General features: G+C 37.5%; 4 protein-coding genes, 2 rRNA genes and 1 pseudogene. All 7 read left to right on the top strand.

The features are described from left to right. A 23S ribosomal RNA gene (locus B9Y84_RS09885) occupies positions 1-961 on the top strand; the annotation flags it as partial. A 135-nt stretch (positions 962-1,096) separates the two neighbouring features. Next, positions 1,097-1,208 (top strand): 5S ribosomal RNA (gene rrf / locus B9Y84_RS09880). A 547-nt stretch (positions 1,209-1,755) separates the two neighbouring features. Next, a complete protein-coding gene (locus B9Y84_RS20930; protein ID WP_262494119.1) occupies positions 1,756-2,121 on the top strand; it encodes a site-specific DNA-methyltransferase in 366 nt (121 codons plus the stop codon). A gap of 82 nt (positions 2,122-2,203) precedes the next feature. Then, positions 2,204-2,479: pseudogene (locus B9Y84_RS20925) on the top strand (DNA methyltransferase); the annotation flags it as partial. Between the two features lie 503 nt (positions 2,480-2,982). Then, positions 2,983-3,693: a hypothetical protein gene (locus tag B9Y84_RS09870; RefSeq protein ID WP_085516919.1), complete on the top strand. Its 711-nt coding sequence runs from the start codon at positions 2,983-2,985 to the stop codon at positions 3,691-3,693. A 101-nt stretch (positions 3,694-3,794) separates the two neighbouring features. Then, positions 3,795-3,941: a hypothetical protein gene (locus B9Y84_RS20610; protein WP_176223766.1), complete on the top strand. Its 147-nt coding sequence runs from the start codon at positions 3,795-3,797 to the stop codon at positions 3,939-3,941. 245 nt (positions 3,942-4,186) lie between these two features. Continuing rightward, the gene (locus B9Y84_RS09865) at positions 4,187-8,857 is read left to right on the top strand and encodes a T9SS type A sorting domain-containing protein (RefSeq protein WP_176223765.1); all 4,671 of its coding nucleotides are present in this window, start codon (positions 4,187-4,189) and stop codon (positions 8,855-8,857) included. The last annotated feature ends 81 nt before the right edge of the window (positions 8,858-8,938 follow it).

Raw genomic sequence — 8,938 nt, 5'->3', positions numbered from 1 at the left:
ATAACGGTCCTAAGGTAGCGAAATTCCTTGTCGGGTAAGTTCCGACCTGCACGAATGGTGTAACGATCTGGGCACTGTCTCGGCCACGAGCTCGGTGAAATTGTAGTAGCGGTGAAGATGCCGCTTACCCGCAACGGGACGAAAAGACCCCATGAACCTTTACTATAGCTTCACATTGACATTGGGTAAAATATGTGTAGGATAGGTGGGAGACTTCGAAGCTGTGTCGCCAGGCATGGTGGAGTCTTTGTTGAAATACCACCCTTATTTTATCTGATGCCTAATCCGTGATAAGCGGAGACATTGTGTGGTGGGTAGTTTGACTGGGGTGGTCGCCTCCAAAAGAGTAACGGAGGCTTTCAAAGGTTCCCTCAGCACGCTTGGTAACCGTGCGTAGAGCGCAATAGCATAAGGGAGCTTGACTGTGAGACCTACAAGTCGATCAGGGTCGAAAGACGGATATAGTGATCCGGTGGTTCCGCATGGAAGGGCCATCGCTCAAAGGATAAAAGGTACTCTGGGGATAACAGGCTGATCTCCCCCAAGAGCTCACATCGACGGGGAGGTTTGGCACCTCGATGTCGGCTCGTCACATCCTGGGGCTGGAGAAGGTCCCAAGGGTTGGGCTGTTCGCCCATTAAAGTGGCACGCGAGCTGGGTTCAGAACGTCGTGAGACAGTTCGGTCTCTATCTGTTGTGGGCGCTAGAAGTTTGAGAGGACCTGATCTTAGTACGAGAGGACCGGATTGGACAAACCGCTGGTGTACCAGTTGTGCCGCCAGGTGCATCGCTGGGTAGCTATGTTTGGAAGGGATAAGCGCTGAAAGCATCTAAGCGCGAAACCCGCCTCAAGATGAGACTTCTTTAAAGGAACCCTATAGATGATGGGGTTGATAGGCTACAGGTGTAAAGGCAGTGATGTCATAGCCGAGTAGTACTAATTATCCGTAGCTTTCCGTTCAACAGTCTTGTGTTTACTTTAAGACTCTTTCACATTAACATGTTGATTAATCTCAAAAGGTGAGATTAATTTAAAATACTGATACACCCTCCCGAGCAATCGGGATTAAAAGTATCATAAGGATATTTAACGCTTTATGGTGACTATAGCGGTGGGGTACACCTCTTCCCATTCCGAACAGAGAAGTTAAGCCCACCAGCGCTGATGGTACTGCCGTAAAAGGTGGGAGAGTAAGTCGTTGCCAACTTTTATTTATAACCCTGATTAGTAAAACTAATCAGGGTTTTTTTATGCCCCTTCCTTTTTTGATTTTCTTGCAATTCTCCTATCATATTCAAAATTAAGGCAACTTTGCTTCTCCATAAAATTCACTTCTAACTTTGGGTAATTATTATCTAATACTACTTTTCCTACTAGCTAGGAGAAGCCTTTACTCTAAAATGGTATTTCTCAATTCCTACTTTTCCTTTTTGCTCAATCAAAAAGAAAGAAAAAATCAAGACAAAACAATGCTACTACGCTTTTCCCAACGCTGGCTTGTTTGCACAAGCAGGCCCGCTGTTTTGTCCTTCTTCGTGCGCTCTTCGAACAAATTTAGTTGGGTTATAAAGATTGTGCTTTTATTTAGTAAAGTGGATAGAAAGTAATAAGCTACCACTTTTGTTATTTCAGATAATTTGTAACTTTTATCTTAGTAGAATAATGACTATAGGATAGGTGATAGAATTGTGGAAATCAATAAAATATATAATGAAGACTGCCTAATTACTATGGGTAGAATGTAGGAGGCTTTTATTGACCTCACGGTAACTTCTCCTCCTTATGACAATATGAGAGATTATCATGGCTATAGTTTCGATATGGAAGCTGTGGCTCATGAACTGTTTAAAGTGACTAAGAAAGGAGGGATTGTGGTTTGGGTAGTTTCTGATAAGACCATCAACGGAAGTGAAACTGGGAGCAGCTTTAAACAAGCGTTAACCTTCATGGAGGCGGGGTTTAGGTTGATGGATACCATCATTTTTAAGAAACCACCTAGAGGTGCAAGTGGCAACAATAGAATCTATTGGCAAGGCTTTGAATATATGTTTGTATTCTCTAAAGGAGCTCCAAAAACGATTAATCTGATTAGAGACAGAAGGAACAAAAGGGAGCCGTGACGGTGATAATGGTACCAAGAGGTTAACATATTGCAACTTAAAGAAGGTTGCTAGAGGTGGATATGGTGAATATGGCAGGAGAACCAATGTTTGGGAGTATTCAGTGGGGAAAAGGCATAGTTCAAAAGACAAAGAAGCATTCGAACATCCAGCTATATTTCCTGAAGACTTGGCCAGAGATCATATTACGAGTTGGAGCAATCCCGGTGACACTATATATGATTGCTTTATGGGCAGTGGAACCACAGCTAAAATGGCGGTATTAGCGGAACGTAATTATATAGGAAGTGAGATTTCACCGGTTTATTGTGAGCTGGCAGAAAAGAGGCTTAGAAAATGCAAAGATCAAATCAATTAGGAATTCGATACGTAGTTTACGTGTTCGAAGGCTGCAAACGGTATTTTAGATGAAATTGTTTGATGAAGAGTTTTGAAAATTTCTCTCACAGACTGCTATTTAGCCATTGATTTACCTGGCATCACAGCCGAAAAATTATTGGGGGGTAATTCACTGGTCAATTGTATTTCCTTTTTTGAGAAAAGCTAAGGGCTTGAAAGCATTCACACATGACAATAGGTATTTTGAGAATTGGTTTTGAAGATTATCATTATAAATTTAGTTTTGCAGATAGTTATTCGGAGCTAGCAGGTTTATCGGATGTCGAATTGATCGATTAATTAAGTTTTGCAAGCCTTACAAACATGCGCCAGTAGTTTAGAATGAGACAGTCTAATTTTCTACTTAGAGAGAATTATTATTTCACCGAAAGCAATCTGATTTTGAAAAGTTATTCTCAGAAATTCTAAATAAATTCAGATGATCTGGCTCAGGTAATTACTGTTTTTTTTATATCATTGCGCATGAAACAGATTTTAATCACTTTACTTTTAATATCATTCTCATTTTCAGTCTACAGTCAGAACGGCCCCATAAATGTTTATTTGAAGGGTGGTGGGGTCATTAATACAAATTACGTTTCGCTTTATTATGCCAATTTTAAAGGTCCTGTGGTACAGGTAGATGGTGAGGGTGGAGATGTTGTAAGTGCGAAGGATGTCAACTATATTGAGGGGGTTAATAGCAAAGGAGATACCCTATATAGCACCACCGCGCAATTTCAAGGAAAGAGAATTTGGGTAAAAAGAGTGTTTAAATCTGATCGCATTGAAATTTTTACTGAATCATTGCAGCAAATTAATTATCGGACAGGTTTTAACTATACATGGAAACTAGATTATTATAGAAAGGATGGCGGGCAAATTGTAGCTGCTAAGTACGATCAAATGAAGTTTGATCTCGCTGATAATAATAATTCGATGAAATATTTAAGGAAAGGTAATGGCGCTAGAATAGCGCAAATAGCACTCTATGGAGCAGGTATTGGCTTCATTGTTGCTTCTATCGCCTCATTTAGCAAGGAAGAAAACAGACCGGGACCAGGTTCTAGTAGTAATACTGGTATGAATATCCCTCCCACATTCATTGGTGCTGCAGTTTGCTTGGTTGTCCCGCTTATTTTAAATCCTGGTAAGCAACAAAACTTTATAAAAGCTTTAAAAGCGTACGAGTAAAACACACTTTTCACGATTTGAGCTAATTTAATACTTCACTCAGCCGTATTCTAAGACTTATACAATAAAAATATTCAGCTATTCGACATTTGCAATGTTGAATGATTACAGTAGGATTTGTAATCCGACCTATCACCCAAACAGATATATTCAAAAGTAAAATGGATTTAAAAGCCAATGAGATGGGTACGACATTCCAAATATCGAACGGGAAAGTGTCCTCATTAGCTGATAAAGCAGTAGATTAAAGTCAAAACGGCATTTGCTGGTCCTTTTTTTTCGGCTATTATCCTTAAGCCGAAGCCTTGGTATGGATCAGAAGCAATTGTTAAATAATTGATTCATCGGTACTTTTTCATCTAACTAGTTCTTTAAGTCGAAGCATTTACTGCATTAGTCGATAAACCAATTCAATTTCTTATTTAACTGTATTTTATATATGCCAATAGAGTTATTTTCATTAGTTTTAAATTTTGGTTTTTTACAATTTATAATGAGAAAATTAATACTTCTTCCGTTCCTTACTTTTTTATTGGCTTTGCCAGCTTTTAGTCAAGATTTAATTATTGAATCCATGACGGTTGAAGCTAGCTATCACATGCATTCAGCTTTTACCTATAGTGCCACGGTTAAAAATATTGGCGTGATTCCTTCTAATCCGGGAAGCTTAAAGATCTATTTCGGGATTGATGCAAATGATTATAGCAACTATGTTTCACAAATTAGCATTCCTGCTTTGTCTGCTGATGAGACTTTAACCTTAGTTGCTGAGATCGGAGGGACGGAATATGTAACCGATATGGATGAAGCTATCGGTACTTATTTTGTAAACACATTAATAGACCCCAATGCGTACAATTTTTTTGATGTAGACCCCTCAAACAATAAATATCAAGCAGGTACTACAGAGGTGATCGCATCTACAGCTGATATTATTTTAAGCGATTTCAGCTTAGACCAAAACGCCAATCTTGTGCAGGGTGGAGAACTCTCCATGACTATAGACGCTGCTAACCCAGGCTCGACTATCAGAGGGATGTATATAAAAGCTTATTTGTCAGAGGATGAAGTCTTCGATGAGAATGATCTAGAATTAGAAAGTTCTGACTATTTAAGATTTGATTATCAATCCGCTGTTACTGGAGCGGTTTTAGACAATTTCGAAATTCCTTTCAACTTGACTGCTAGTGAATATCATATTTTCTTGCAGATCGATTGTTTTGATATTATAGAGGAAGTAGATGAAGCCAATAATATATATCAGGCAGGTACTGTTCAGATAGCCAATTCTGATGCCATCTTGTCCATAAATGAGGCTACTATAGATTATTATTGGACCGACAGTGGGGTTGATATATCATTTGAGATTACAAATACGGGATCAACAGATGTTTCACATTACCAGTACTATGTTTCTTCATATTCTGGTGGAGATGGTTACAACCCTCCAAACTATGGTACTATTGGGGCTGGCGAAACCTGGTGGGAGTTTGTTTATCTTAATAACTACGAGATCTCAGGTAGTTACATTTATATTGGAAACAATGACCCAAAGTACCCATACATCAGTGAAGTAGAGGTATACATTGGAAACGAACCCACTTTCAATTATAATTTCAATATTGCTGATGTTTACCACAGTAGTCCCGTAGAAACGGAAGATTCTGAAATACCAATTACTGTAGAGATCGAAAATCCTAACAATAATTCAATTTATGAATCTGCTACTATTGATATAACATTGGAATCTTTGGATGGTCAAATCGTAGAGAATTACAGCATTAATGAATATGTTAGTATGTATGATTATGGAACTGATGAGTTGAATCTAAGTCTTCCTAATAGAAGCTCTCTAATAGCCGGTACTTATAATGTAACCACTGATATAACGTTAACCTATGAAAGTGGTGGGGCAGGACCTTTTTCGAGCGAACTCGAGATAATAGGCTCAGAATTTAATATAGATGTGGAAGTATTAGGTCAGAATGGAGATATTATCAATCAGGGGGTCGTATATTTTTATGAAAAAACGACAGAAGGGGGCATCAGTTTTTTAAGCAGTGCGGAAATAGCAGAACTTGATGGAGTAGGGAAGGTTAGTTTTCTGCAATCAGCAGGCAATTATATGTTTTATGTAGTGCCGGATAAAGATGAATTTCCTAATTACATCAGAACGGTTTCCGGTAACACTTTCAAATTAGAAGAAACTAGTTTCACAGAAATTAATTCTAATGCTACTATCCAAATTGAAACCATCTACGTAGATTCTAACGCCCTAAATGGAAGTAAAATAATTGAAGGAAATGTGGTCAGTGGAACAGCTACTGGAAGGATGACTTATAGCCAAACAGCCCGAGCCTCTTTTGATCAAACGCCCGTTTATTTAATCCAGGATAATTCAGTAGTAGCTTTCACTACTACAAATGCCAGTGGAGCATTCTCTTTCTCAAATCTGGAGAATGGAGATTATGATGTCTATTTTGATGATGGGGATATCTTAGAATCAAATGATATCACAGCAAATGTGAATATAGACGAAACTACTGACATTGTTAATTTAACAATTGATGAAAGTGGAGAAGTAGGTATTGAAGATCTTAAAATGGAAATAAATGCCTTTTTTATAGGAACTAAGGATGTGGAAGCGGATGAAAACCATGTATCGGTTGAATACGGTTTATCTAATAGCTACCTCCACAATAGCATTGATATTCAAGATGCCTTTTTTTATTGTTACATCAAGCAAAATGATGTAGTACTTGACTCCATTGCATTTGAAAGAGATTTGGTAATTCAGCAGTATGATTCTTTGCAGTTTCAGAATTCTCTTCAATTAACAAATCCCTTAAATATTGGAACATATGAGGTTGAGTTACATCTTTCTACCCCCTATCAAAATACTAAAGTGAGGGGATCAGAGAGATTTTTCGATGTAATCGAACCACATTATGATGTGACAATCCGTGCATTTGATTCACAGCAATTGGCGCTAGCATCAGGTATTGTTCAATTATATAAAGTAGATGAATCGGGACAACTTGTACTTTTTGAGGAAAAAGCAGTTGCTCAGGATGGAGTTGCCATTTTCAATACTCCCACTTGTGATTATATTGTAAACGTGGTGCCCGATAAAGTAGACTTTCCGAACTTACTGTCAAGCTTTCAGAATCAGAAATATTACTATTCAGATGCAGATATTCAAACGTTAGTAACCGATACTGAACATCAAGTTAACGTAGTGAGTAATCCCGCTCAAAATTTGAATGGCAATCGAAAGGTGGTTTTTGATCTTATAGATGACAACTTTCGTTTTGATCAAACCTTGGTCGTCTTGGCTAATGCTGCAGATAGTAGTGTTATTAATACTGCTACCATGGAAGAAAACCATGTTGAAATTGAGAATTTGGAGACTGGTGAATATCTATTCTACCTTGACGATGGAAGTATTACGATGAATCATGAAAAATGGTACTCTTTAGTTATCAATGAGCAAGATGACCTTTATCAAATAGAAATCGGTTCTAACACCGCTGTCAATCAATATGATCTTGATTTTGTAGTATCGAAAGATTCTGTTTTCAATAACTACAATAATATAGGTCAGCTCGATATGGCCTTTGCTATTGATAAACAATCTGAAAGTTTCCCTGATGAGTTATTGTCAGTTGATTTTAGAATAGATTTGATCTCAAATGAAGGTAGCGATTCTCTTGCTTTCCTTTACTCTGAGATGCTTGATTTTAACGTATTTGAAAACTTGTCGAAAACCTTCCTTTTCGATTCTTTCCTCGATGCCGGTACTTATGATGTAAAGGTAAATTACGCTTCTCAATATACCGATGGTTTCGTTGAGGGTGGAGCGTTTACCATCGATATTCTAGATGCTGGTGTAAATTTGACTAAGGTGCAAATAGGACAGGAGCTTTTGGAAAATGCTTCGCAGATTCCATTGGAATTGCATTTAAATGGAAGTACTGATAGTCTGGCTGATTTTACAGTATATTATGAACATCAACTAATAAAAGGGACTGATACGATAACAATAGAAACTCATCAGAAAAGTATTGAGATTGGAAATGAAGAGTCTAAAACTTATTCTTATGCTGTAGATTTAGAGAACCCCTTGGCGTTAGGTGATTATCGGCTAGTGACTATTTTTAGTCCCCATCATAATGCTAAGAACAATCAACAGCTAGTTGAAACTACTTTTAGGATCAAAAATGAAAGGCTTACATTAAGTAACCTAAAACTCAGTGAAGAACTTTCTATAATTTCCGGCTCAATGGATTTTAGCTTTAATATCAACGCTAATAGTGAAGATTCCATCAAAAATCAAAACACTAAGCTATTTGGCTATCTTATTTATAAAAATGACACCTTAGTTCACACTGAGGAAGATTTGAGCCTAAATATCCCACAATCGAGCACGGCAGCATTTCAAAATTCTATTGATTTTGATGATCATTTTAGTTCTGGTCTTAATCCTGGCGACTATAAATTCATAATTGAATTAAAACATCCGGAGGATATTTATAGTGAAAAAGCTGTTACCACTTTTAGGATAAGAGATCTGTCCATTAAACTTCTTGAAGTCGTAATTCCTGAAGAAGTGTCTGGAAATGAAGATCAAATTGATTGTGAAATAAAGGTGTACGGAAACAGCAATGATATAGTTCGATCGCTTGAGACGAGTTTTAAAATAGCTATATTTAGCAAGGATGAAATAGTAGCGGATACGGTTTTCACTAAATTTTTAACAATTCAAAGATCGGGTTTCATCAATCTTAAAATGCCATTATCCTTTTTAACTGAGCTTCAGGATGGCGATTATGTATTGGAATTAAGCTACATTACGAACTATATGAGCAATTATTCTGATGTAATCTCCCAAGAGTTTGCGGTTTCTACAGAATCGGAAATCACGTCTAATCGCGATAAGCTTATTTCAGAATATAGTATATATCCAAATCCTTTTGTAGATCATTTGCAGATAGCCGGTGATGACTTTGATGCTGTCTTCCTTTATGATCAATATGGTAAACTTATTAAGACCTATAATGAGGAAAAAGGCTTCGAGAATTTGGGCTATCTAAATGCGGGTGTTTACCTATTAGTTATTAAGTATAAAGGTAGTGTAATCCATAAAAAGCTTGTTAAGAAGTAAGCTTAGCCCTTTAACTGTGGTTCGGTTCGGTCATACCTTTCAAGAGTAGGATCAAGCGCTTGAAGTTTCCTGTATCTTTTT

This window comes from Marivirga sericea, assembly GCF_900177665.1.
Classification (GTDB): domain Bacteria; phylum Bacteroidota; class Bacteroidia; order Cytophagales; family Cyclobacteriaceae; genus Marivirga; species Marivirga sericea.
The sequence above is the reverse complement of the archived record's forward strand: the minus strand, read 5'-3'. Positions and strand labels throughout refer to the sequence as shown.